Below are 23,797 nucleotides of genomic sequence, written 5' to 3'. Positions count from 1 at the left end.
AAACAGTCGACCCCCATCAACTGTGCCCCTGCCGGGCAGGGACCATCAGACGCAAAAATCCGTTTGGAAAAGCGGGAGCTTTCCCAACAAGTCTGCGCAAAAACAACCTAATGACGATCACCGGAATCGATTCGAGTGGTGATCAGAGAGTTGAAAATAGACAGGCAATCTTCGCCTGATCAAGGGCAAGGCCCTTCAAAAATATGAAATAAAGACGTTGACGCGGAAAACCGGGGAAAATGGCGAAATGAACAGAATATCACGCAAATACAGATACTTATCAAATATACACCTCTGTGCCCTTTTGCTCGAATCGTGAGGGAATCGCGGGAAACTGCGGATGTCCGTTACGGCCGCGTGACGGAATCATGAAAAAAACCCGCCCCAGAGCGGGACGGGTTTTTCGATTTTTACGTGACGATCGAGTGAAGCGGCTCAGGCGAGCGCGCTAACCCGCTTCGTGAGACGGCCGAACTTGCGAGCGGCGGTGTTCTTGTGCAGCACGCCGCGTGCGACGCCACGAGCCAGTTCAGGCTGGACGGACTGAAGCGCCGTGGCGGCAGCCGACTTGTCGCCAGCAGCGAGAGCGGATTCGACCTTCTTCACCAGGGTACGAATCCGGCTGATGCGGGCGCCGTTGATTTCGGCGCGGCGTGCGTTGCGGCGGATGCGCTTCTTGGCTTGCGGCGTATTGGCCATTTAAAGTCCTCGGTCTCGTCAAATCTCGTGAATAGGGTCAGCCGGAATCGCCAGCCGTCCCTGTGAAGGTGCGCCCCTTACAGGGGATAAGCCAAAGCGTCAACGGGAAGGCGCGTGCTATTTCTGGCATTTCGGGCAGTAGAAGGTCGACCGTCCGCCGTCCACGCGTCGCCGGATTACGCCGCCACAGGCGCAGCTTTCGCCTTCCCGGCCATAGACCCGCCACTGTTTGGAGAAATAGCCCAGCTCCCCATCGGGCCGGGCATAATCGCGCAAGGTGGACCCTCCGGCCGCAATCGCGGCTGTCAGCACTTCCCGAATCGCGTCGGCCAGCAGCCCGAGCCGCGCCCGACTGATGCGCCCCGCCTCGCGCGTTGGGGAGATGCCCGCCATGTTGAGCGCTTCACAGACATAGATGTTGCCGAGTCCCGCCACGATTCGCTGATCGAGCAGCGCCGCCTTGATCGATGTCGCCTTCCCTTTCAGCACCTGCGCCAGATAGGCAGCCGAAAAATCAGGTCCGAGTGGCTCCGGCCCCATGCGGGTGAAGGGACCGTAGGCGTGGGAGCCGTCGGTGCGCACGAGGTCGATCGAGCCGAAGCGGCGCGGATCGTTCAAGGAAAGCAGGTGTCCGTTTCCAGTCTCGATCAGAAGATGGTCATGCGTTCCGATCTCCGCCGGGTCGATTCGCCAACGCCCCGACATGCCAAGATGAAAGATCAGCGTGTCGCCGCGATTGGTTTCGATGAGCCCATATTTGGCGCGGCGGGACAGCGATGTGACGGTCGCGCCAGTCAGTCGCTGCCGCAGATCGACCGGTATGGGGAAGCGGAGATCCGCGCGGCGTGGTTCGACACGGGTCAGAATCGCGCCCTCCAGCACCGACCGGAGGCCAGCGACCGTGGTTTCGACTTCGGGCAGTTCAGGCATTCAAATCTCTCTTGGATAGCGATCGGATCGTCAGGCCGAATAATGCCGACAAGTCACTGAACATTTTCGCCGATCTGGGGTGTTTCCACCGGACATGCAAATGCTCTAGGAGGCTGGCCCATGAACGACACTGCTTCTTTCGGCTATCGCGACGTGGATGCCTCTGAAAAACAGGGGATGGTGCGCGCGGTCTTTTCCAATGTCGCATCCAAATATGACCTGATGAACGACGCCATGTCCGTGGGCGCGCACCGGCTGTGGAAGGACCAGTTTGTCGGGCGGGTGAAGCCGCGCAAGGATGAAGCGATCCTGGATATGGCGGGCGGCACGGGCGACATCGCCTTTCGTCTGGCCAAGCATGGTGCCCACGTCACCGTGTCCGACATCAATCCGGAAATGCTGGCCGTGGGCGTCGAGCGCGCGAAGAAGAAGGGCCTCGAAGGGCTGATCTGGTCGGAGCAGAATGCGGAAGAACTGACGTTCAAGGACCGCAGTTTCGACGCCTATACGATCGCCTTTGGCATCCGCAACGTGACGCATATCGACAAGGCGCTGCGGGAAGCGCATCGCGTGTTGAAATTTGGCGGTCGCTTCTTCTGCCTGGAATTTTCGACGACGACCTGGCCGGGCTTCGCCGATGTGTATGACGTCTATTCGCATCGGCTGGTGCCCAAGCTGGGCAAGCTGCTCGCCGATGATGAGGACAGCTATCGGTATCTGATCGAATCGATCCGGCGCTTTCCGCCTATGCCTGAATTTGAGCGGATGATCCGGGAGGCTGGTTTCGTGCAGACGAAGGTCGAGCCGATCCTGGGTGGGTTGGTGGCGATCCATTCGGGGTGGAAGATTTGATGGTGGCTTCGCACACGATAAGCCCCTCCCCTTCTGGGGAGGGTTCGGAGCAGTCACGTGCCTGCTTCGAAGGGTGGGGGCGAGCAAAGCGAGCGACTGCCTACGCGAGGTCAGAGCAGCGCCGCTTCCGCGGCGCGCCCACCCCCAGCCCCTCCCGCTTGCGGGAGGGGAGCAGGTAGTGCCATCCCACATCACGCATATTTGGCGGCTGCTGAAATGGGGCCGAACGCTGGCGCGACATGGGGCGCTGCGGGGGATTGAGCGCGATCCGTTGACGCCTACGCCCGTGAGGCGGCTGGTGCGATTGGCGCGGGTGGGGGCACAGGTGCCCAGGCAACCGCGCTATGCCGATGCCTTTCAGGCGATCGGGCCTGCAGCGATCAAGCTGGGGCAGACGCTGGCAACACGCCCCGATCTGGTTGGGGATGAGGCGGCGAACGACCTTTTGCGGTTGCAGGACGCACTGCCGCCCGTGCCTTTCGCCACCATTCGCGCGCAGATCGAACAGAGTTTCGGACGTCCGCTGGAGAGCATCTATACCAGCTTCGATGAAGCACCGGTGGGCGCTGCGTCGATCGCGCAGGTGCATCGCGCCATTACCACGGACGGCCGCGATGTCGCGGTGAAAGTGATCCGGCCGGGCGTCACGGACCAGTTCAACCGCGACATCCAGACCTATGAATGGGCCGCTGCCCATGTGGAAATGTTGGGTGGCGAGGTCGCGCGATTGCGGCCGCGCCTGGTCATCGCCAACATGAAGCGCTGGACCGCGCGCGAGCTGGATTTGCGCCGGGAAGCCGCTTCGGCGTCCGAACTCGCCGAGGCGATGGAGGCGATGCCGGGCTATCGCGTGCCCATGATCGATTGGGATCGCACGACAGGCAAGGTCATGACGATGGAGTGGATCGACGGGATCAAGATTTCCGATCGAGACGCCCTGATCGCGGCGGGTCATGATGTGAAGGAACTGGGCGCGCGGTTGGTCAACGCCTTCCTGCGGCAGGCGATCGCCGAGGGTTTCTTCCACGCTGACATGCATCAGGGGAACCTGTTCGTCACCGCCAATGGCGATATCGTGGCGATCGATTTCGGCATCATGGGGCGGATCGACCGGCGGGCGCGCATGTGGCTGGCGGAGATTCTCTACGGGCTGATCACCGGCAACTATAAGCGGGTCGCCGAAATCCATTTCGAGGCGCAATATGTGCCCGGCCACCATAATGTCGAGGAGTTCGCGACCGCCCTGCGCGCCGTGGGCGAACCGATGCGGGGCAAGCCGGTGCGCGAACTATCGGTCGGGGGCATGTTGGACGGGTTGTTCGCCATCACCCGCGACTTCGACATGCAGACCCAGCCCCATTTGCTGCTGCTCCAGAAGACCATGGTGATGGTGGAGGGTGTAGCGACCGCGCTCGATCCCGACATCAACCTGTGGGAGACGAGCGGCCCCTATGTGAAGGAATGGCTGCGCGCGGAACTGGGGCCGGAAGCCAAGGCGGCGGATGCGCTGATCGAGAATTGGCGGACGCTTCAGCGGCTGCCCGGCCTTGTGCGCCGGATCGAGGAGGCTTTCCCGGAGAAGGGAGGAGCGCCGCCGCCGCCGCCGCTGACCGAGGTGAGGCTGATCCGCATCGGCGGGGGGTGGCGCTATGCCGCGGTGGCCGGTGTTGCCGCGGTGACTGGAGCGGTCGTTACGGCCCTGCTACATCTGCAACTATGACTCAGCGCCGCATCCTCCTGATCGTCGCCGGTGGCATCGCGGCCTATAAGTCGCTGGAACTGGTGCGGCTGCTGAAGAAGCGCGGCATCGCCGTGCGGGCGGTGCTGACCGACAGCGCCACCCATTTCGTGACGCCGCTTTCCTTGGGCGTGCTGACCGAGGACCATGTTTATGGCGACATGTTCGACCTGAAAGAAGAACGGGAGATCGGGCATATCCAGCTGAGCCGACAGGCTGATCTGGTCGTGGTCGCGCCCGCGACGGCGAATATTCTTGCCAAGATGGCCAATGGCATTGCCGATGATCTGGCGACGACGCTGCTGCTGGCGACGGACAAGCCGGTGCTGGCGGCGCCCGCGATGAACGTGCGCATGTGGCATCATGCAGCGACGCAGCGGAACTTGGCGCGGTTGCATGCCGATGGCGTCCATCTGATAGAGCCGGATAGCGGCGAGATGGCTTGCGGCGAGTTCGGCAAGGGGCGTTTGCCTGAACCCGAAGCGATCGTGGAAGAGATTGAGCGGTTGCTTGAGCATCCGGCTGCGAAAGATCCGCTTGCGGGGCAACCGGATTTTGAGGGCGCGGAACTGCCACTTAAAGGGCGGCATATTCTGGTTACCGCTGGACCGACGCATGAGCCGATCGATCCGGTGCGCTACATCGCCAATCGCTCTTCGGGAAAGCAGGGCTTTGCCATTGCGGCGGCTGCGGCGCGGGCCGGTGCGCGGGTGACGCTGGTCGCCGGGCCGGTGCATCTGCCGACGCCTGCGGGCGTGGATCGCGTCGATGTGGAAACTGCGCGGGAGATGCTGGCGGCGGTCGAGGGCGCGCTGCCCGCCGATGTGGCGATCATGGTGGCGGCGGTTGCCGATTGGCGCACGGCTGACGCTTGCGAACAGAAGCTGAAGAAGGATGGATCAGGCAAGCCTGCGCCGCTCGCGCTGGTGGAGAACCCTGACATTCTGGGCACCTTGGGCAAACATGCGGGGCGCCCTGCCCTGCTCATTGGTTTTGCCGCCGAGACCGAGAAGGTTGCCGAACATGCTGAGGCCAAGCTGGCGCGCAAGGGTGCGGACTGGATCATCGCCAATGATGTGTCAGGCGACGTGATGGGCGGCGACAGCAACAGCGTGCATATCGTCACAGCGAACGGCATCGAAAGTTGGGAGCATTTGCCCAAGGATACCGTCGCCACCCGAATCATCGAAAAGGTTGCTAATGTCCTCCCCTCTCTCTCCGATTGAAATCCGTCTGAAGCGCTTGCCCCATGGTGAGGGGCTGCCGGCGCCTGCCTATGCGACCGAGCATGCGGCTGGCATGGACGTGGTGGCCGCCGAGGATGTGATCATCGTGCCGGGCGGGCGGCATGCCGTGGCGACAGGCTTCGCGATGGCGATTCCCGATGGCTATGAAGTGCAGGTGCGGCCACGGTCGGGACTGGCGCTGAAACATGGGATCAGCCTGCCTAACACGCCGGGCACGATCGATGCCGACTATCGCGGGGAGTTGAAGGTCATCCTCATCAACCTGGGCGCTGAACCCTTCGTCATTTCACGCGGTGACCGCATCGCGCAGCTGGTGGCGGCGCCGGTGCAGGTGGCGCGCTTTGCCGAGGTCGAGGAACTGGACGAGACGGTCAGGGGTTCGGGTGGTTTCGGATCGACGGGAGTGAGTAGCTCATGACCCTTTCCGACGAGCAGCTGGAACGCTACGCCCGCCATATCGTCCTCAAGGAGATTGGCGGCGCGGGTCAGGCGCGGCTGCTGTCGGCCGATATCGCGGTGATCGGCGCGGGCGGGATTGGTAGCCCGGCGATCCTCTATCTCGCGGCGGCCGGTGTTGGCACGATCCGGGTGATCGATGACGATCATGTCGCGCTTTCCAATTTGCAGCGGCAGGTTCTGTTCGGGACCGGCGACATCGGCGTCGCCAAGGCCGAGGCGGCGATGGCGGCGGTGGCGCGGCTTAATCCCGATGTGAAGCTGATCCCCATCGATGCGCGGATCGATGCGGATAATGCCGCTCTCATGCTTCGGGACGCGGATGTGGTGCTGGACGGGTGCGACAGTTTCGCGACGCGGCTGGCGGTGGCGGACTGCGCGCAGCGGTTGCGCATTCCGCTCGTCTCTGCGGCGGTCGGGCCGTTCGAGGGGCAACTCGCAACCTATCGCGGCTGGGAAACCGATCAGCCCTGCTATCGCTGCCTTGTCGGCGATCCGCAGGACGCGCCGGAGCGGAACTGCGCCGAAACAGGCGTGATTGGCGCTCTTACCGGCGTGATGGGAAGCCTGGCCGCGCTGGAAGTCATTCGCGCGCTCGTCCCCTTCGGCGCGGACATGGCGGGCAAGCTGCTGCTCGCCGATCTGCTCTCCATGCGGTTCCGCACGGTGAGCGTCGCCAAGGACCCCGGCTGCAAGGCGTGCGCCGCCGAACTATGCGCGAACTGAGAATTGTTGTCGCCACGGCTGACGCGGAGCGGCTGCGCGGCGCACTGGTGCTGGCGAGCGCGCAGGCGGCGTTGGGCGGAGCGGCAAGCATCTTCCTGCAACTGGATGCCGTGGCGCTGCTGCGGCAAACCGCTCAAGCACCAGAGGATGCCGCGCATCTGGCGGCGGGCCTGCCTTCCCTTAGCCAATTGATCGCCGAGGCGCTGGCGCTGGATGTCGGCATCCTTGCCTGCCAAAGCGGCATGGCGCTGCATGATGTCGCCGCCAGTGAATTGCCGGAAGGCATTTCCGTCAGCGGCCCCATCGCCTTTCTTCAGCAGACCGGTGATCAGGCGCGCCTGATCTTCGCCTGATCAGAAGGCCTTCCCCCAGAATTTCGCAACCTTGGGGTCGGCCGCGCAGGAGGAGCGCAGCGCCTGCCATGAAACGCGATCGAGGGCCGGGCGATAGGCCGAACCCGGCTTGACCGCGTCGGCGAAACGGCGGCGGCGATCGGCGGAGAGCGGGTGCGAGGAGAGCCATGTCATGGCCCTTTCTTCTCTCCCCGCCTCCTTGCCGCCGAGCTTTTCGAAGAAGGCCGCGGTGGCGGCGGGGGAAATGCTGGCAGCGCGCATCTGATCAATCGCGACGCTGTCGGCTGCCGCTTCGGCCTCCCGCCCATAGCTGAGCGCAAGCACGCCGTTCAGGTAGCTGCCTGCACCGCCCCCCGCTCCGCCGAGCACAGCGCTAAGGCCAAGTTGGCGGACAAGGCCGGTCAATGTGTCGCGGTGACGAACATGGCCCAGTTCATGGCCAAGGACGCCCGCGACCTCGTCAGGCGAGTCGGCCTGCTGGATGAGGCCGTCGAACAGGATGATACGACCGCCGGGCAGCGTTACCGCATTGACCATCGGGATGTTGGCAAGCGTGATTTCGCGCGCTTCATGATGGGGGTCGATCCTCTCCGCCAACGTCCGCAACGCGGCGTCCCCTGCGGGCGTGTGGCAGAAGCGACCGCCAAAATCCCCGACCATGGTATCGCCCATCCGGTTTTCCCAGGATTGCGGGATCAGCGGGGCGATGGCGCCGGGGGCTTCGAGCGCACCCCAGACAACCAGCGCCGCCGCAACCGTGAACAGCCCCGCCATAGGCCAGAAGCCGAAGCGGTCGATCCAGCGGCCATAGCGTTCGCCCTTGGGCAGATGCGCAGACAGACCCGCTGGTGGCTCTCCTGAAAAACCCATGCGCCATCCGGGAATAGCGCTGTGCCCATAGGCAGAACGCCCGCCGTCCGAGCCGATCACGGTCAGGTCGGACCAGATGGCAGGCGCACCGGCCCAGCCGCTTTCCGGTTCCTCCAGCACGAAGCCATCCCCGACCGGGCGGAGGAGCACGCTCCGCCGCGTCGCGGTGACGCCGTCATAATGCCAGAGCCGGAAATCGGGCAGGCCGGTCAGAAGGCACCTACGTCGAGCGCGTCGAGCAGGCCTTCACCATGGCGGCTGGTCTTCGTCTGCGATTGGGTGAGATCGTCGGTATAGATTTCGCCCGTTGCGTTCATGTGGGTGATGAAGAATTTCCAGTGACGATACTGGAGGAAGATCGACCCGATGCCGAGGGTGCAGACGACCAGTGCGATGTCGCCGAAGAACAAGGCAAGCCAATCATCCGTGCTGGCCTCAAAGGAAAATTCCAGGCCAGCGAGGGTCATGTTACCGATCGTTTCGCGCAGGAAGGCCGCATAATAAGCGAGCGCGATGAGGCCAAGCAAAGCATAAACGCCTACGAAGATGACGATGAACGACAGGATGCGCAGCAGCGGCGGGAAGCTGGATGTCACCCAAACGCCGCCAATGGCTCCTCCGAAAGTGCCCGCCATCGCGACGCCGAGCAGGACGAAAAGCAACGGAGCAAGATAGAAGAGCAGGAACCTCTTCATGAGCGGCCTGGCGCGACCGACCGCAACGAATGGATGCGAGCCGAAGCTCATCACGTTCATGCGCCGGTTCCAGAGCGAAACCATCGACCATGGGATGAGCAGGCCCAAGGGTATGTAGGACACCAGAGTGCGCCACATATATTGCAGGCCGAAGCCGAAGCCGCTGTCGTCGGCGCCACCTCTGATGCCGTGCCACCAGGTGCGGCTGAACCGATAGCGCAGCGCGCGGAAGCGGGCGACGCCCGTGAGGTAAAAGATAGTGAAGGCCGCCGCCATGGTGAGCACAGCTGCGAGGCCCGCATGCCCCCGAAGCACCAGCGCCTGCGCGCCGAACTGAAGAAACATGAAGGGCACGCCCATGAGCAGCAGCACCATCAGAAATCCCAGCAACAATTCCTTACCGGTGCCCGTCCATTCGAGCCGATCGTCGATGAAGCGCGTGTTCGACCAGAGGTAGCGCCGCGTCCGCGTGGTGGCCCAGAAACGATAGATGCCCAGTGTGACGATCGTCAGCAGCAGGTTGGTAAAAGCGATGGGCGCATATTCGCGCCAGCTTCCTTCAAAGGCGAAGCTCTCGCCGTAAAAGCGTTCCTGGTCCATGATCCCCCCGTAGTCCCCGGCAGCAAAAGACTATGCGCCGGGCGACTGGTCAAGGGGGATCATGTTTGCGGTCCTTCCGTCAGAAGGTGGCGTAGCGCTCGTTACCGACAAAGCCCATATTCTTGACGCCCGCTCGGCGAATGTCGGCGAGCACTTCGTCCACCACGACATAGCGGGCGTCAGCGGCGGGCTGGAACTGCAACTCCGGTTCGACAGGCTTCGCAAGGGACGCGGCGAGATATTGGCGCAGAGTGAGCCGATCGATTGCCGCCCCGTTCCAGCGCAGCACGCCCTCCCCATCGATCGTCAGCCTGTTCTTGACTGGATTTACGGGCGGCTGCGTCACCGTGTCAGGCGTTTGGGGAAGGTCGACGCCGACGCTGTGCGTCTGGATCGGTATCGTGATGATGAACATGATCAGCAGCACCAGCATCACGTCGATCAATGGGGTGGTATTCATCTCGCCCATCGGTTGTTCGGGCTGAGACGCGTTGGATTGGACGAAGCTTGAAGCCATGAACCCCTCCTGTTGAATGATATATCAACACATTTATCTTGCCCGCTGTGGCAGTGCTTGGCAAGTGCCCTTCTATTGACAGACGGGGCCGCCCATTTATGGGGAAAGCGCGGCATTTTGCGCTGCCATCCAATCACAGAAAGACTTGTCCCTTGTCCGCGATGCTCAAGATCACCCTGCCCGACGGTTCCGTGCGTGAAGTCGCGCCCGGCACTACGCCGGCGGATATTGCAGCGGCGATCGGGCCGGGTCTGGCCAAGGCGGCGATCGCGGCGCGTGTGGACGGCGAACTGCGCGATATCATGCGGCCTCTGGAAGGCGACGCGCAACTCGCGCTGGTGACGAGCAAGGATGAGGCGGACGCGCTGGAACTGGCGCGGCATGACTTTGCGCATCTGCTGGCCGAGGCCGTGCAGGCTTTGTTTCCGGGGACGCAGATCACCTTCGGCCCGGCGACGGACGACGGTTTCTACTATGATTTCGCCCCGAAGGATCGGCCCTTCACAGAAGAGGACCTGCCCGCGATCGAAGCGAAGATGCGGGCGTTGATCGCCGCCGACAAGCCGCTCCGCCGCGAGGTGTGGACGCGCGAGGACCTGATCGCGCGCTGGAAGGCGGAAGGCGAGACGTTCAAGGCGGAATGGGCGGCGGAGCTTCCCGAGGGCGAGGAACTGACGGTTTACTGGTCCGGTGGCGAGTGGCTCGACATGTGTCGGGGGCCGCATCTGGCATCGACCGGCAAGCTCGACCCGAATGCTTTCAAGCTGACGCGCGTGTCGGGAGCTTATTGGCGGGGCGATCAGAAGAATGCGATGCTCTCGCGCATCTACGGCACCGGTTGGCTCAACAAGAAGCAGTTGGACGCGCACCTCATGCGCCTCGAAGAAGCGGGCAAGCGCGACCATCGCAAGCTGGGCGCGGAGATGGACCTGTTCCACCTCCAGCAGGAGGCGCATGGGTCGGTCTTCTGGCATCCCAAGGGCTATCTGATCTGGCGCGAGCTGGAAGCCTATATGCGCCGCGCCATCGACGATGCGGGCTATCGCGAGGTCAAGACGCCGCAGGTGATGGATGCGCGCCAGTGGGAGCAGTCGGGCCATTGGGGCAAATATCGCGAGAATATGTTTGTCATCCCCGACGAGGTGCCGAACGTCGAGGATGAAGGGCCGCTGGTATCCGACGATGTCGACTGGATGGCGCTCAAGCCCATGAACTGCCCGGCGCACATTTTGATCTTCAAGCAGGGGATCAAAAGCTATCGCGACCTGCCGTTGCGTTTCTATGAGAATGGCTGCTGCCACCGCAACGAGCCGCATGGCGCGTTGCACGGGTTGATGCGTGTGCGCCAGTTCACGCAGGATGACGCGCATATCTTCTGCCGCGAGGACCAGATCGTGGCGGAGGTGCAGGCTTTCTGCGAACTGGCAGACCGGATCTACAAGAATTTCGGCTTCACCTACTCGATCAAGCTGGCGCTGCGTCCGGAGAAGCGCTTCGGCACCGAGGAAATGTGGGACAAGGCCGAGGAGGAACTGCGCAACGCCGTCGCCGCTGCGGGGCTGAACACGCCCGAATATGGCTGGGAGGAGCTGCCGGGCGAGGGCGCCTTCTATGCGCCAAAGCTGGAATGGCATCTGACCGATGCGATCGGGCGGACCTGGCAGGTGGGCACGATCCAGTCGGATCGGGTGCTGCCGGAGCGACTCGACGCTTCCTATGTGGGTGAAGATGGCGAACGGCATCGGCCGGTGATGCTACATCGGGCGATTTTCGGCTCCTATGAGCGGTTCATCGGCATATTGATCGAACATTATGCGGGCAAATTCCCGCTCTGGCTCGCCCCGGTGCAGGCGGTGGTCGCGACCATCGTTTCGGACGCGGATGACTATGCGAACGCGGTGGTGGAAAAGCTCCGGGCCGCCGGAATCCGCGCCGAGGTCGATGTTCGCAACGAGAAGATCAACTATAAGGTTCGCGAGCATAGCCTTGGCAAAGTGCCCAATTTGCTGGTCGTCGGTCGCCGTGAGGCCGATGAAGGCACGCTGGCGCTGCGTGAGTTGGGCAAGGAGGGGCAAAGCGTCCTCGCCGTTGATGATGTCATCCAGCGTCTTGCAAAAGAGGCGCTCGCCCCCGATATGCGGTGAGGCAGCGATGCCACATGGGGCCGGTGATTCCGTAACTGCGGACTTGCCGCCCCTTTCGGCTTTGCGCTAAAGGCCGCCAGAGCCGTTTTGGAACAATAATAGGAGAAGCCGCTATACGTCCCCCAATGATGCGCCGCCCGATGGCGCCGCCGCCTAAGTCCGGTCCCCGTTACAATGAGTTCATCACCGTGCCCAAGGTGCGCGTGATCGACGACGAAGGCGAAAATCTGGGCGTGATGTTGACGCAGGAGGCCATGGAGCGCGCTTATGAGCTGGGCCTGGACCTGGTCGAAGTGTCCCCGACCGCTGATCCGCCGGTCTGCAAGTTCCTCGACATCGGCAAGTTCAAGTACGAGGCCCAGAAAAAGGCCAATATCGCCCGCAAGACCCAGAAGACGCAGGAACTCAAAGAGATCAAGATGCGTCCGAACATCGACGATCATGACTATGATACGAAGATGAAGAAGGTCCATGATTTCATCGGCGATGGCGACAAGGTGAAGATCACCCTGCGCTTCCGTGGCCGCGAGCTGTCGCACCAGCAGCTTGGCATGCAGCTGCTCCAGCGCGTGGCGGAGAATGTCGGCGAGATCGCCAAGGTCGAAGCCTATCCCCGCATGGAAGGCCGCCAGATGCTGATGGTGCTCGCGCCGAAATAAGGCTTGCCGGTTTTGGCGGATGCTTTTTGGGCGGGGTCTGGGTTCAGGCTCCGCCCATTTGCTATTTAAGGCACCGACGCAGCGGCGATACGCCATCGGCCGTGAAGCATTTCCCGGGATCACATTGATGCGCCGATGAGGATCGACAGCGTGCTCCAGCTGGTTCATGCATAAGGGGCGGCAAAGGCAAGCCGCGGTTTTGTGGAGCTTTCCGAACCATTGGATCGGAGAGTTCGGCTTTTTTATTCGAAGCGTTCCTCAACCGGGCCGGTGAGCCCGGCTGGTTGCGGGCCGCGCGAAATGGCAGAGAGGATGCATATGTTCAGCCACATCATGGTTGGTGCCGACGACATTCAGAAATCCAAGCAATTTTATGACGCGACGCTGGGCGCTCTGGGCGTCTCGCCGGGTTTCGTCGATGACAAGGGCCGTGTCTTCTACATGACGCCGACCGGTGCGTTCGCGATTTCCAAGCCGCTCAACGGTGAACCGGCCTGTGCGGCCAATGGCGGAACTATCGGCTTTTCGGTCTCTTCGCCCGAGCAGGCCGATGCATGGCATGCGGCGGGGATCGCGGCAGGCGGCACGACTTGCGAAGATCCGCCCGGTGTTCGTGACGGCGGCATGGGCAAATTGTACCTGGCCTATCTGCGCGACCCGGCAGGCAACAAGCTATGCGTGCTGCACCAGATGGCGGCCTGACGCGACGGGGCTTTTTCAGGAGCGCTGACGTGGCGCTCCTGAACTCTCGCATTTCAGATCAATTCGGAACGATCAGATATTTCTCGCCGGTGCGCCGGGCATTGTAGGTGAGCACGGCTTCGCGGTTGAGCGCTTCGGACAGCGAGATGTGGCCCTTATAGTGGCTGGCGAAGGTCGTCGTGATATTGTCCATCACGCGTTGCTTCATCCGTTCGATCGTTTCCGGTCCCGCCTTTTGCAGGAAGGGGAAGAGCAGCCAGCCGCCAACAGACCAGCCAAACCCAAAGCTGCGCGTCAGGATGGTGGGGGACAGGTCGAGCGCGCCATAAATATAGGCTTGCTTGGGGCTGTCGGAACCATAGCGGCTGTAGGGCGCGTCTTTGCTGGCGACCTGTTCCATGGCGTGCAGGATCTGGCTGACGAGATTGCCGCCGCCGATTGCGTCGAAGGCGATGGTCGCGCCGGTGGCTGCGATGGCGGCTTCAAGCCGAGCAGGGAAGTCCTCTGCCGAACTGTTGAGCACATGGTCCGCGCCGATCCCTTCGAGGATGGCCACCTGCGCGTCGTTACGCACGATGTTCACCAGCGGAATGCCGTCTTCCTGAGCGATGCGCACCAGCATCTGGCCCAGGTTGGAGGCGGCGGCGGTGTGGACGATGGCCTTGTGCCCTTCCCGCTTCATGGTTTCTACAAAGCCAAGGGCCGTCATGGGGTTCACGAAGGCGGAAGCGCCCTGCTCCGCCGTCACCTCATCGGGCAGGACCATGCAGGCGCGGGCGTTGACGACCCGATATTGCGCGAACATGCCACCGCTGATCAGGGCGACGCGCTTACCGAGCAGGGCCTGAGCTTCCGGGGATTCGCCCGCGTCGATGACGGTGCCCGCCCCTTCATTGCCGATCGTCATGGGCTGGCCCACTCGCCCCGCCAGCGCGTGACGGGCCGCGTCGGGCATAGGGGCGACGATGCGGTCTTCGCTGTAATCAGCATTTTCAAGGTCGGCGGAGGCGAAAAGCAGGGCGAGGTCTGACGGGTTGATGGGTGCCGCTTCTACGCGGACCAGCACCTCGTCCGCCCGAGGCGGCGGTAGCGTCTCCTCCGCCAGTTCGACGGTCAGCCGACCATCCTCGTCCAAGGTCGATAGAAGCTTCAATCCTTGGATCCGGGTCATGGCTATGTCCTTTTCAGGCTGAGGGGCGGGCGCTGTAGAGGTTGGGGTACATCGCCTTGAACGCGGCGAGCTTGGGCATGTCCCACCGCTTGATATAGGGATGGCGCGGGTTCCGGGTCAGGAAATCCTGATGATAGGCGTCCGCAGACTGGAAGCCGGTGAAGCGTTCGACCTTCGTCACGATCGGGTCGCGCCACAGTCCCGCCTTGTCCAGCTGTGCCAGATACGCGCGAGCGGCCTTGTCCTGCCCCGGAGTGAGGGGGAAGAGTGCGCTGCGATATTGGGTGCCGCGATCGGGGCCTTGATAATTGAGCGTGGTGGGGTCGGCGATGACCGAGAAGAAGACCCGCAGCAAGGTAGCGTAGCTGACCTGCCGGGGATCATAGGTGACGCGGACGGCTTCGGCGAAACCCGTGTCGCCTTGGCTGACGCGGTCATAGTCGACCTTGAGGTTGGCAGGGCCGCCAGCAAAACCGGAGGTGACGAGACGCACGCCCTTGATGTGGGAAAAGACGCCCTCGACTCCCCAGAAGCAGCCTCCAGCAAAGACTGCGGTTTCGAGCTTTCGGGTTGCCGGGGCATCTATCACGGGCGCCGGAGCGAAGACGGGGCGCTCTGCGCGCAGGGGAGAGGCGACGGCGGCGGCCGCAGAGAGGGCGATGAGAAAGGCGTTAAAGGGCCGCATTGGAATTCGCCTCGGGCGCGCTGTCGGACGCGGCCATGGCCGGGGTCGTCAGGGCCGGAGGATCGGCGAGGTGGAGGGCGAAGACGCCAGCGGACCCAATCGCAAACCCGCCGAGAAAGCGCAGGAACAGGTCGGATTTCAGGAATGCCAGCATGGCCTTCTTCCTTTCTATCATTTCCCGGAAGGACGGGGATTAGCAGTGGGAGGGTTAGCCTTTGGTGAACGAGGCGGCTAGTCCCGTTTCGAATTAAAACGGGATATAGGCAACCTTGTTCTGGCTGCAAGACGGTGCGCCGGACGAGAGTCCGTTTTTTTCGGAGAGGATGAGGGAAACGGCGATGTTGCGCATTTTCCCCTCCACCATTTGCGGAGCAAATGGTCCCCCTCCCCATCTTCGATGGGGAGGATTAAGGGAACTTATTTGAGGGCGGCGCAGGCTTCCTGGATGCGCTTGCACGCCTTGGCCAGAATTTCTTCCGAGGTCGCGTAGCTGATGCGGAAGGCGGGCGAGAGGCCGAAGGCGGCGCCGTGAACGGCGGCGACGCGGGCTTCATCGAGGAAATAGCCGATGAGCTTTTCGTCGTTGTCGATCAGCTGGCCCTTGGGCGTCGTCTTGCCCATCAGGCCGCTGGCGTCGGGATAGACATAGAAGGCGCCTTCGGGCGTCGGGCAATCGAGGCCCGGCGCGTCGTTCAGCATCGAGACGACCATGTCGCGGCGCTTCTTGAAGGCGGCGTTGCGCTCTTCAAGAAAGTCCTGCTCACCCGTCAGCGCGGCGACGGCGGCCGCCTGGCTGATCGAGCAGGGGTTCGACGTGGACTGCGACTGGAGCTTCCCCATCGCCTTGATGATCCATTCGGGGCCACCGGCGAAACCGATGCGCCAGCCGGTCATCGAGAATGCCTTGGAGCAGCCATTCACGGTCAGGGTGCGCTCGTAGAGGTCGGGGCACACCTGCGCGATGGTCGCGAAGGGGGTCGGCGCGTACCAGACATGCTCATACATGTCGTCGGTCATGATGAGGACATGGGGATGGCGGCGCAGCACTTCGCCCAGTCCCTTCAACTCGTCGGCCGAATAGGCCGCGCCCGAAGGGTTGGAGGGCGAGTTTAGGATCAGCCATTTGGTGCGCGGCGTGATCGCGGCGTCGAGCTGCGCGGCGGTGATCTTGTAGCCCTGGCTCGCGGGGCCTTCCACGAAGACGGGGGTGCCGCCCGCGAAGTTCACGATGTCGGGATAGCTGACCCAATAAGGCGCCGGGATGATGACTTCATCGCCCACATCGACGGTCGCGACCAGCGCGTTGAACAGAGTGTGCTTGCCGCCCGAGTTCACGCTGATCTGGCTGCGCTTGTAGGTCAGGCCGTTGTCGCGGCTGAACTTGAAGGCGACCGCGTCCTTGAGGTCGGCGGTGCCATCGACGTCCGTGTAGCGGGTCAGGTTCTTGCGGATCGCGGCAATGCCAGCTTCCTTGACGAAGTCGGGCGTGTCGAAGTCGGGTTCGCCGGCCGAGAGACCAATGACATCGACGCCTTCGGCTTTGAGGGCATTCACACGCGCGCTCATCGCCAGGGTGGCGGAGGGCTGGATGCGACCGAGGGCAGCGGAAGTCTGGCTCATCGTGACACTCTTTCTGATGAATAGTGAGTCCGCGCGGGCGGACGCGAGGCTCCTTAGTGCGCTATGGCGCGGGGGGCAACCGCCAGTTGGGGTGGGGTGGCTTGCATTGCGCAACAGTCGTCATTCCAGCGGAAACTGGAATCTTGGGAGGCGTGGCGTGAGTTGGCCTGAGATCCCAGCTTTCGCTGGGATGACGGAAGTAGAGCAGGAGAGGTGGCTGGCCCACCCCCGACCCTTCAAACGAGTCATGCGCCTCGTTTGAACGCTTGCGGGAGGGGAGAGTTTCTACCTTGCGAGGGAGGCCGCGACCATGCCTCGGGCGGCGTTGCCGATGAAGAAGCCGTTTTCCAAGTCGCGCGGTTTGAGGTCGGCTTCGACCGCTTCGTTCATTTCAATGAGGCTGCGGCGCAGGACGCCGGGCAAGATGCCGCGCGCGAGGGGCGGCGTCACCAGCTTGTCGCCGCGTTCCACAAAAATGGAGGAGAAGCAGCCTTCGGTGAGGAAGCCTTCTTCGTCGGTCATCAGCACTTCGTAAGTGCCGCCGCGCTTCAACGCATCCCGATAGATTGTCCGGTCGGTGGTCTTGTGCGTGAGGCGAAAGTCATCGGTTCGGCTTTTCCGGGGCACGATCGCCACCTGCATGATCGCCTGGGGCCAGGTGCGATGTTCGCGCACTTCGATGGCGATGGAGCCGCGCCGCGAGACGAGAAGGCGGAGGCGGCTGCGTTCGCGCAGACGAAAAGTCGCGGCCTGTAATTCGTTGCGAACGTCGTGACGGTCGAAGACGAAGTCGAGTGCCGTGGCACTTTCCTTCAGCCGTTCCAGATGCAGCTCCAGCAACCTGATACCGTCGACCGGATCGAAAGCCATGGTTTCGAGCAGATCGAACCGTCCGTCATCCAATGACATCGAAACTATTCAAGCCCCCTACTGTCCCGCAGTCGTCAGGAAGCGCCCCTTGGCCAGGCATTCCGCCCACTCGGATGCCGCATCCGAGTCCGCGACAATGGCCGAACCCAATCCCAGGCGCCCCTCCTTGCTGCCTTCTTCAACCCAAATCGTGCGAATGGCAACATTGAAGGCAGCGTCTCCGTTCGGATCGATCCAGCCCATGGTGCCGGTATAGATGTCGCGCGGATGTGCCTCCACTGCATCGATAATTTCCATCGCCCGCACCTTTGGCGCGCCGGTGATCGATCCGCAGGGGAAGAGGACACGCAGGATATCGACGGGCGACAGGCCCGGTAGCAGCCGTGCGCGGATGGTCGAGACCATCTGATGCACGGTTGGATAGGTTTCGACATGGAAGAGATCGGGCACGATCACGGTTCCGGCGCGCGACACGCGGGACAGATCGTTGCGCAGCAGGTCGACGATCATCAGATTTTCCGCGCGCTGCTTGATGTCCTCCCCCAATTCCCGTGCCAGTGCCGCATCGCGGACGGGGTCGGCGGAGCGAAGGGCGGTGCCCTTCATGGGCCGGGCGGTCAGCTGCCCGCGCACGTTGGTGAAGAAAAGTTCGGGCGAGAAGGAGAGGATATTGTGGGCGCCGGTGCGGATGATGCCGCCATAGCCCGCGCGTTGGCGAGGACGGATCGCGGCGTAGAGCGCCATCAGGTCGCCGTCGAAGCGCGCGGCGCAGGGGAAGGTCAGATTGACCTGATAAATGTCCCCTGCCCGGATATAGTCCTGCACTTGGGCGAAGGCCGCGCGATAAGCCTTTTCATCCATCAGCGGCTGCGGCGCTTCTATGCTGACAGCGGAGGGATCAGGCAACAGGTCCGGCATCAGCGCGGGATCGATCAGCCGATGCCCTTCGAACAGGCCGAACCACAGAAGCGGCATGGCGGCCCTATGGTCGCCCTGCCGAAGGGCGATCGGCTGGAGGCGATCCTCCAGCATCAGCCCCGCCTCATAGCTCATGTAACCGGCGGTATGGAGGCCCATCTCGCCCGCTTCGGCGATGCGGTCGAGGGCGGGCTGCACATCCTCAAGGCAATTAGCGCAGATGATCTCCACCGGGTCACGATAGAGACGCGCGGGCGCGGGATTGCGCTCTCGCGCATCGTCGAACAGGACAAAGGCTTCGGAGGCACCCGGCAGTCGCATGGGGGCCGTCTTAACAGCCTTTTGGCGGGGCGAAAGGGAGGTAGGCGCTTAAACCTGTGTTGCACAGTCCGCCGCGCAGCCATAGGGACGGCGCATGAGCGACCATCCTTCCGCTAGTGCCGCCGTGCGACCGCTTCGCCCCGCCTTGACTTCAGGACTGCGCGGCCGTTGCCCCGCCTGCGGCGAAGGCGCGATGTTCGCAGGGTTCCTGAAGCCCAGTCCGGCCTGCAATGCGTGCGGCCAGCCATGGGATGTGTCGCGGGCGGACGATTTCCCCGCCTATATCGTGATCCTGCTGCTGGGGCATATATTGGTGCCCTTGATGATCGAGGTGAACCATGCGCTGGCGATTCCGCTAGGGGTGCAGGCGGCGCTGTGGCCGGGGCTGGCGGTGGTGCTGGCGGCGGTGATGATCCAGCCGGCGAAGGGGGCGGTGATCGCGTTTCAGTGGGCGCGGCGGATGGATGGGTTTGCGGGCTGATCTAACTCCACCCCTTCATCACTCCGCTCTCCTTCGGGCTGTCCGAACGAGTCACTTGCCTCGTCCGGATGTCGAAGCCCTTCCCCTTCCCTTCAAGAAGGAAAGCCCTTCGACAAGCTCAGGGCGAACGGAGGTGAGGGAGGTTGGTTCAGGAGACGGCGCGGGCAAGCCTCACGAGACCCCAGCTTTCGCTGGGGTGACGGTCATGAGTTAGGCCGGCTGGCGCAGGAAGTTGCGCTCCATGGCTTCGCGCAGGCTGGCGTCGATGCTGCGGCGGCCTTCGGAGCCGTGGGTGACGACGGTAGTGTCGCAGGTGGCGACGCAGACGCCCTTCTGGAAGGCGGCGGAGCTGACGGTCCAGCTGGTGCGGCCGATATGGCCGATGCCGCAATGCACTTCGAACGGATAGGGGAAGTGCGATTCCTCCACGAAGTTGAGCGATACAGCAGCGACGAGCCAGCGCACACCCTGTTCCTGCGGGTGACGGCCGAGATGATGGTGGAAGCGGATGCGGGCGGTTTCGAAGATGCCGGAGATGGCCACATTGTTGATGTGGCCCATCGTGTCGATATCCTGGAAGCGCGTATCGATGCTGGTGATGAAGCTGTAGGCTTCCGGGCTCAGCCGCCAGGATTCGGGTTTTGCCATGTCCTGCTTTCCGATGGTTGTCCTTGAAGCTCTTACGCTTCGCCGACGCGGATTCAATCGTTCAGGGAAAATTGACGCAACTGCGACCTTTTTGACACAGCGGATGTTGGTCGCGGTGCAAAAGCGCCGCCATCGCGCGGGAGATGGACTTTTGCCCCCCATTTCTGCCAAAGCGCGAACATGACCGACAAGCCACAGAATGTCCGCATCGAAGACGGTGTTTTTCTGGGCTTCGTCCTGTTGGTGTCGGTGGCCTTTGCTCTGGTGATCGAGCCGTTTTTCGCGGCCATATTGTGGGGCGTGATCGCCGCCATATTGTTCGGGCCGATCAACCAGAACCTGTTGCGGCAGATGCCGGGCCGCCCCAATAGCGCGGCGGGGCTGACGCTGTTGCTGATCGTGGCCGTCGTCATCCTGCCCGCGATCGTGCTGGCTGTCTCGCTGGTGCAGGAAGCGGGGCTTTTCTACGCCAAGATACAGTCGGGGCAGATCAATATCCCCGCCATGTTCAATGCATTCCGGGCGAACCTGCCGGATTGGGCTTCGAACCTGCTGGCGCGCGTGGGCATCACCAATTTCGCGGCGGTGCGCGACATGCTGGGTCAGGGGATCGCCAACAGCTTCCGGTCCGTCGCATCGCAGGTGTTCCAGATCGGGCAGAGCGCATTCAGCTTTTTCGTGGCGTTGAGCGTCACGCTCTACCTCACCTTCTTCCTGCTGCGCGACGGGCCTGCGCTGGCGGCGCGGCTGGATCGCGCGGCGCCGCTGCGTTCCACCCACCGGCGGGCGCTGATGCAGCAGTTCGTTGTCGTCACCCGCGCCACAATCAAGGGCAGCGTGGTCGTAGCCATCGTTCAAGGGATGATCGGCGGCACCGTTTTCTGGGCGTTGGGGATCACCGGAGCGCTGCTGTGGGGCGTGCTGATGGGATGCTTTTCGCTGATCCCGGCGGTGGGCACGGGATTGGTGTGGGTGCCGGTGGCGATTTACCTGCTGGCGACGGGCGCGGTGGTCAAGGGGATCATCCTGATCGGTTGCGGCCTGTTCGTCATTGGCCTGGTCGACAATCTGCTGCGGCCGATGCTGGTCGGGCGGGATACGCGCATTCCCGATTATGTGGTGTTGATCACGACGCTGGGCGGCATCGACATGTTCGGCTTCAATGGCATCGTCATCGGGCCGGTGATCGCCGCGCTGTTCATCGCGACATGGAACATCGTCACGCGGATGCGGACGGGCAACGGGCTGGAAGGGCCGTTGACGCAGGAAGAGACGCCGTCCGCTAAGGCGGATCGCTGAGGGTTGTACTAACCGCCCTTAGGAGGAGACATTGTCGGCGATATCCTCGGCAAGGCGATCGAGTTCGGCTGGCTGCTTCTTCTTGCTGATCAGGGCGTAGGCCAGTTCGCCCTCCTGCCAATAGGCGACGGTCTTGCCGTCGCGGGTGAGCACGGCCGGTTTGGCGGGCGCCACGCCATCGTCGCGGACGGCGAACAGGGATACCGGACGGCTGACGTCGTTGGTGATGGTCATCTGAAGGCTGGGACCGCTGTCGGAAGGGAAAAGCTGTACATCGGTGATACGCCAACCCTGCGGCAGGACGGGAAGCGCGATGCGGGCGAAGGAGCCGACTTCGCCGACGTTGAACACCGTGGGCGGCGAACGGCGCAGGACGGCCCGCATTTCCGCGACTTTGTGCGACTGCAAGGCTTCCTTGATGAAATATTCCTCCGCCCGGCCGCGATCGACCGACACGCCCTTGCCCATGGCGAACCAGCCGCCCGCCAACACCAACAAGGCCGCAACGACGCGCGCGAGGCGGGATGTTGATCGGGCAAGCGAGAGCGAGACGGGGGCGGCATGAGAAGGCGGCCGACGAAATGGCGTGACGTTAGCACAAGCCGCGACGGTTACTGCGGTGTCAGTCCGGCGGTGGAAAACCGCGTCGAAATGATCGCCTGCGCCGTCACGATCGACGCGGGTGAAGCCATGGCGCTCTAGCAGGGTGAAGACTTCGCCTGCATCAGCACCATAGCGGTGAAGGTTCTGGTTATCGATTTCGACGACCGCTGCACGCGTTTGCGGGAGGGCGAGGATCGGCGCCAGCCCCTGAAGGACGGCATATTCAAATCCCTCCACATCGATCTTCACCGTGATGGATCGCTCGCCGATCAGCTTGAGGAGGCCGGGAAAGTCGCCGATCGACAATGTCATGACCCGTTCCCCCTCCTCCACAGGCTCGCTGGCGATGGAGAAGCGCCCGGAATGCCCTGTCGCGCGATTGTCGAGCAGGTCGGGGCGGGTCAGGGCCGCAAGGGCCATGTTGAAGGGCAGGACATTGCCAAACGCGTTCAGACCGATGTTCCGGACCAGCTTTGCGAAGGTGGAAAAGCAAGGTTCGAAGGCGATCACCAGCCCGTCCGGCCCCACGCGTTCCGCCGCAAGAAGGGTAAAGATGCCGCAATTGGCGCCGACATCGATGAAGCAGTCACCGGGACGGAGGCATTCCACCTCATCGGAGACTCGCGCGCCATATTCCCCGGTCAGCCCGAGCAGATGAGTCCGGTCGCGGACATCAAAGGCCAGTCGGACACGGCCATAGCTCGATCGAATCGGCGTGCCATCCAGCAACCTGGCGAAAGGCGACAACAGCCGCCATTTCCCGCGAAAGCGAGGCAATCGGTGGACATAGAGGTTCAACAGCCAAGGTCGAACCACCCTGAAACCGGGCATCAGCGCACCTCACTTCCCTTATGGCCGGCAATTTACGTCATGCATGATCGTCCGTGGCCGACTTTTCCGGAGTACCCCCGCAGTTGCTCGCCCGCGGGTCGGGCCGATGCTCCATACGGCGTCAGATAAGTCGCCGCCGTTACTGGAGAATGACGGCGCGCCTCACTTAGCCGCCACGGCTTGAACGTCCCTCGTGGCAGGATCGCCGGTGATCCAGTGGCGCAAATCTATCTGGAGGATGTCTTGCAGGATCAACAGGTCCTCGCAGTAAAAATCGCGGAGCATCTGCTGCAATTCATCAGTGAGGGGCGGGTAGCGGATCGGCGCCGCCAACGACGCGCGCAATTTTGCCAGATGGGGGTTGGAGCGGAGCGGGTCGAGCACCGGGCGCATCGGTTGCAGCATACGGCGCAGCGGCAACGGCAACATCGGGCTGGCGCTGTCATTTTTCCGGCTGGCCACCTCTTCCGGCGCGATATGCACCGGCACGCCGATATGGGTGCACACGTCCGCGATGACCTGTTCGGGCTGCTCCCGCAGCGACTCGTACAGGATCACGTGGATCTGATTGCGCGGATAATGGCGGAGGAAACGGCGCAGATGGGCGCCGTAAAGTCCGCCCGACAGGAAACGCGACTGTTCAGGCTGCGCGCTTTCCAGATATTTGCGCGGGTCGCTGCTGACCTGTCCGCGTCGGAAGAGCATGCAATAATCGGAATAGGCGCGCTGGACCGGGTCGCGCAGCTGAACGATGAGGCGGGCCTCGGGAATCATGGCCGCCATGCGCTCCGGGGCTTGCGGATGCGCTAGATAGTCCGCCGACTTTTCCCCGATGATGCGGCCGGGCGGAGCGGGATCGAAGAGAGAGGCGTACCATTCCGGGCCGCGATCATATTCCGAACTGAAATAATGGGGTTCGGCGTCAGGGAGCCACAGGCCGGGATGATTGCGGAGTTGATGAGCGATCCAGGTTGTCGCGCCTTTCATGGCGCCGATAACGACGAAGCTTGGCTGGCGATCAATCATGTTCTTCAGATAGGGCGGATGTGGGCGCCGGGCAGTTGGGCATAGGTACGATCCGAAGAGGGGTAGAGGCCTTATCCCTTTGAGCAGAAATCAAATCCCCATCCCCATTCGTCATCCGAAAGGATGGGCGGCTGGC

At 62.8% G+C, this 23,797-nt stretch carries 25 protein-coding genes; 11 read left to right on the top strand and 14 right to left on the bottom strand.

Translation table 11 applies throughout. The features are described 5' to 3' along the window. Window positions 1-435 precede the first annotated feature (435 nt). Window positions 436-699: a 30S ribosomal protein S20 gene (gene rpsT / locus ACZ5TH_RS12955; RefSeq protein WP_449470969.1), complete on the bottom strand. Its 264-nt coding sequence runs from the start codon at window positions 697-699 to the stop codon at window positions 436-438. Window positions 700-816: 117 nt separating this feature from the next. After that, window positions 817-1,629: a bifunctional DNA-formamidopyrimidine glycosylase/DNA-(apurinic or apyrimidinic site) lyase gene (gene mutM / locus ACZ5TH_RS12950; protein WP_464794171.1), complete on the bottom strand. Its 813-nt coding sequence runs from the start codon at window positions 1,627-1,629 to the stop codon at window positions 817-819. A gap of 120 nt (window positions 1,630-1,749) precedes the next feature. Between mutM and ACZ5TH_RS12945 the strand changes: the two genes are divergently transcribed. From ACZ5TH_RS12945 to ACZ5TH_RS12920, 6 genes are all read left to right on the top strand, one after another. Then, complete coding sequence (locus ACZ5TH_RS12945; RefSeq protein WP_464788024.1) at window positions 1,750-2,481, top strand: class I SAM-dependent methyltransferase; 732 nt, start codon at window positions 1,750-1,752, stop codon at window positions 2,479-2,481. A gap of 178 nt (window positions 2,482-2,659) precedes the next feature. After that, window positions 2,660-4,201 carry a 2-polyprenylphenol 6-hydroxylase gene (gene ubiB / locus ACZ5TH_RS12940; RefSeq protein ID WP_464794170.1) on the top strand — a complete coding sequence of 514 codons (1,542 nt, stop codon included), beginning with the start codon at window positions 2,660-2,662 and terminating at the stop codon, window positions 4,199-4,201. Further along, window positions 4,198-5,445 carry a bifunctional phosphopantothenoylcysteine decarboxylase/phosphopantothenate--cysteine ligase CoaBC gene (gene coaBC, locus ACZ5TH_RS12935; RefSeq protein WP_464794169.1) on the top strand — a complete coding sequence of 416 codons (1,248 nt, stop codon included), beginning with the start codon at window positions 4,198-4,200 and terminating at the stop codon, window positions 5,443-5,445. The genes ubiB and coaBC overlap by 4 nt, the downstream gene beginning before the upstream one ends. Then, window positions 5,420-5,884 (top strand): dUTP diphosphatase, encoded by a 465-nt coding sequence (gene dut / locus ACZ5TH_RS12930; RefSeq protein ID WP_464794168.1) that lies wholly within the window; start codon window positions 5,420-5,422, stop codon window positions 5,882-5,884. Before coaBC ends, dut begins: the two co-directional genes overlap by 26 nt. Beyond that, on the top strand, window positions 5,881-6,648 hold the full coding sequence (locus ACZ5TH_RS12925) for a HesA/MoeB/ThiF family protein (protein WP_464794167.1): 768 nt from the start codon (window positions 5,881-5,883) through the stop codon (window positions 6,646-6,648). The genes dut and ACZ5TH_RS12925 overlap by 4 nt, the downstream gene beginning before the upstream one ends. Continuing rightward, entirely contained in the window at window positions 6,636-7,001 is a 366-nt protein-coding gene (locus ACZ5TH_RS12920; protein WP_464794166.1) for a DsrE family protein, read from the top strand. The genes ACZ5TH_RS12925 and ACZ5TH_RS12920 overlap by 13 nt, the downstream gene beginning before the upstream one ends. Here ACZ5TH_RS12920 and ACZ5TH_RS12915 read toward each other — a convergent pair whose 3' ends face one another. The 3 genes from ACZ5TH_RS12915 to ACZ5TH_RS12905 all read right to left on the bottom strand — a co-directional run bounded on the left by ACZ5TH_RS12915 (window position 7,002) and on the right by ACZ5TH_RS12905 (window position 9,683). Then, on the bottom strand, window positions 7,002-8,021 hold the full coding sequence (locus tag ACZ5TH_RS12915; protein WP_464794165.1) for a M48 family metallopeptidase: 1,020 nt from the start codon (window positions 8,019-8,021) through the stop codon (window positions 7,002-7,004). It lies immediately after the preceding gene. A 59-nt stretch (window positions 8,022-8,080) separates the two neighbouring features. Beyond that, a complete protein-coding gene (locus ACZ5TH_RS12910; RefSeq protein ID WP_464794164.1) occupies window positions 8,081-9,166 on the bottom strand; it encodes a YjgN family protein in 1,086 nt (361 codons plus the stop codon). A 79-nt stretch (window positions 9,167-9,245) separates the two neighbouring features. Further along, window positions 9,246-9,683 carry an ExbD/TolR family protein gene (locus tag ACZ5TH_RS12905; RefSeq protein ID WP_464794163.1) on the bottom strand — a complete coding sequence of 146 codons (438 nt, stop codon included), beginning with the start codon at window positions 9,681-9,683 and terminating at the stop codon, window positions 9,246-9,248. A gap of 161 nt (window positions 9,684-9,844) precedes the next feature. Between ACZ5TH_RS12905 and thrS the strand changes: the two genes are divergently transcribed. The 3 genes from thrS to ACZ5TH_RS12890 all read left to right on the top strand — a co-directional run bounded on the left by thrS (window position 9,845) and on the right by ACZ5TH_RS12890 (window position 13,188). Continuing rightward, complete coding sequence (gene thrS, locus ACZ5TH_RS12900) at window positions 9,845-11,827, top strand: threonine--tRNA ligase (RefSeq protein ID WP_464795114.1); 1,983 nt, start codon at window positions 9,845-9,847, stop codon at window positions 11,825-11,827. Window positions 11,828-11,952: 125 nt separating this feature from the next. Beyond that, on the top strand, window positions 11,953-12,486 hold the full coding sequence (infC, locus tag ACZ5TH_RS12895; protein ID WP_449470959.1) for a translation initiation factor IF-3: 534 nt from the start codon (window positions 11,953-11,955) through the stop codon (window positions 12,484-12,486). A gap of 318 nt (window positions 12,487-12,804) precedes the next feature. Further along, on the top strand, window positions 12,805-13,188 hold the full coding sequence (locus ACZ5TH_RS12890; RefSeq protein WP_464794162.1) for a VOC family protein: 384 nt from the start codon (window positions 12,805-12,807) through the stop codon (window positions 13,186-13,188). Between the two features lie 58 nt (window positions 13,189-13,246). Here ACZ5TH_RS12890 and ACZ5TH_RS12885 read toward each other — a convergent pair whose 3' ends face one another. From ACZ5TH_RS12885 to pabB, 6 genes are all read right to left on the bottom strand, one after another. After that, a complete protein-coding gene (locus ACZ5TH_RS12885) occupies window positions 13,247-14,359 on the bottom strand; it encodes a zinc-binding dehydrogenase (protein ID WP_464794161.1) in 1,113 nt (370 codons plus the stop codon). Window positions 14,360-14,372: 13 nt separating this feature from the next. Next, window positions 14,373-15,044, bottom strand: coding sequence for a peptide-methionine (S)-S-oxide reductase MsrA (gene msrA / locus ACZ5TH_RS12880; RefSeq protein ID WP_464794160.1), 672 nt, complete (start codon window positions 15,042-15,044; stop codon window positions 14,373-14,375). Further along, entirely contained in the window at window positions 15,031-15,198 is a 168-nt protein-coding gene (locus ACZ5TH_RS12875; RefSeq protein WP_464771752.1) for a hypothetical protein, read from the bottom strand. Before ACZ5TH_RS12875 ends, msrA begins: the two co-directional genes overlap by 14 nt. A 263-nt stretch (window positions 15,199-15,461) precedes the next feature. Continuing rightward, entirely contained in the window at window positions 15,462-16,664 is a 1,203-nt protein-coding gene (locus tag ACZ5TH_RS12870) for a pyridoxal phosphate-dependent aminotransferase (RefSeq protein WP_464794159.1), read from the bottom strand. A gap of 285 nt (window positions 16,665-16,949) precedes the next feature. After that, a complete protein-coding gene (locus tag ACZ5TH_RS12865) occupies window positions 16,950-17,573 on the bottom strand; it encodes an aminotransferase class IV (protein ID WP_464794158.1) in 624 nt (207 codons plus the stop codon). Window positions 17,574-17,591: 18 nt separating this feature from the next. Next, the gene (gene pabB / locus ACZ5TH_RS12860; RefSeq protein WP_464794157.1) at window positions 17,592-18,773 is read right to left on the bottom strand and encodes an aminodeoxychorismate synthase component I; all 1,182 of its coding nucleotides are present in this window, start codon (window positions 18,771-18,773) and stop codon (window positions 17,592-17,594) included. Window positions 18,774-18,867: 94 nt separating this feature from the next. On the opposite strand from pabB, the gene ACZ5TH_RS12855 reads away from it, so the two are divergent. Next, window positions 18,868-19,254, top strand: a complete 387-nt coding sequence (locus tag ACZ5TH_RS12855) for a DUF983 domain-containing protein (protein WP_464794156.1) — start codon at window positions 18,868-18,870, stop codon at window positions 19,252-19,254. 210 nt (window positions 19,255-19,464) lie between these two features. Here ACZ5TH_RS12855 and ACZ5TH_RS12850 read toward each other — a convergent pair whose 3' ends face one another. Further along, window positions 19,465-19,902, bottom strand: a complete 438-nt coding sequence (locus tag ACZ5TH_RS12850; protein WP_449470942.1) for an acyl-CoA thioesterase — start codon at window positions 19,900-19,902, stop codon at window positions 19,465-19,467. 180 nt (window positions 19,903-20,082) lie between these two features. Here ACZ5TH_RS12850 and ACZ5TH_RS12845 point away from each other — a divergent pair, with 180 nt between their 5' ends. Beyond that, the gene (locus ACZ5TH_RS12845; protein ID WP_464794155.1) at window positions 20,083-21,201 is read left to right on the top strand and encodes an AI-2E family transporter; all 1,119 of its coding nucleotides are present in this window, start codon (window positions 20,083-20,085) and stop codon (window positions 21,199-21,201) included. A gap of 18 nt (window positions 21,202-21,219) precedes the next feature. On the opposite strand, the gene ACZ5TH_RS12840 is transcribed toward ACZ5TH_RS12845, so the two are convergent. Together ACZ5TH_RS12840 and ACZ5TH_RS12835 are read right to left on the bottom strand one after the other, a co-directional pair. Next, window positions 21,220-22,551 (bottom strand): FkbM family methyltransferase, encoded by a 1,332-nt coding sequence (locus ACZ5TH_RS12840; RefSeq protein WP_464794154.1) that lies wholly within the window; start codon window positions 22,549-22,551, stop codon window positions 21,220-21,222. Window positions 22,552-22,797: 246 nt separating this feature from the next. Then, window positions 22,798-23,622 (bottom strand): sulfotransferase family protein, encoded by an 825-nt coding sequence (locus tag ACZ5TH_RS12835; RefSeq protein ID WP_464794153.1) that lies wholly within the window; start codon window positions 23,620-23,622, stop codon window positions 22,798-22,800. Window positions 23,623-23,797 lie beyond the last annotated feature (175 nt).

The sequence above is a fragment of the Sphingobium sp. TomTYG73 genome, from assembly GCF_055394245.1.
Note: the sequence above shows the minus strand (reverse complement) of the source record. Positions and strands in the feature narration are given on the sequence as shown.